1 protein-coding gene is annotated in these 580 nt (G+C 70.2%); it reads left to right on the plus strand.

Annotation, left to right across the window (positions count from 1 at the left end; all coding sequences use genetic code 11):
* Positions 1-247 precede the first annotated feature (247 nt).
* Positions 248-520, plus strand: a complete 273-nt coding sequence (gene fis / locus JCM9942_RS17740; protein WP_054661077.1) for a DNA-binding transcriptional regulator Fis — start codon at positions 248-250, stop codon at positions 518-520.
* Positions 521-580: the final 60 nt, after the last annotated feature.

Consider the following 580-nt stretch of genomic DNA (forward strand, 5'->3'; position numbering starts at 1 on the left):
TGATCGGCCGCCGCACGCTGCTGCCGGCCGACTACCTCGCAAGGGCGCCGATCCCCAGGCACGGCTGGAGCCGGGGCAAAGCGCGCAGGTATCCTTCCGGCTGCGCGAACCGGCCGCGGCCACGGTCGCGTTCAACTTCGAATTCCAGTAACCGCGGTACCGGCGTGGCAGCGCGCCGGCCCACGCGCTAGACTCCCTCCCCTCACGACGGGCCGCGCGCCCGCCTCTGCTGAATCCGGGAACTCCCTTGAACGCTGCCCCTCCACGTCCTGACACCAGTCGCGGCGCTCCGAAGCCGCCGCTTCGCGAACACGTTGCCCAGTCCGTGCGGCGCTACCTGCGCGATCTTGACGGCTGCGACGCCGACGATGTCTACGAGATCGTGCTGCGCGAGATGGAGATCCCGCTGTTCGTGGAAATCCTCAACCACTGCGAAGGCAACCAGAGCCGTGCGGCGTCGATGCTGGGCATCCACCGCGCCACCTTGCGCAAGAAACTCAAGGAATACGGGCTGGCCTGATCCCGCCCGGCGGGCCTGGGCGGAGACGGCGCCGGGCTGCCGCACGCAGGGCGCGGCCGG

The organism is Stenotrophomonas pictorum JCM 9942, assembly GCF_001310775.1.
Classification (GTDB): Bacteria; Pseudomonadota; Gammaproteobacteria; order Xanthomonadales; family Xanthomonadaceae; genus Stenotrophomonas; species Stenotrophomonas pictorum.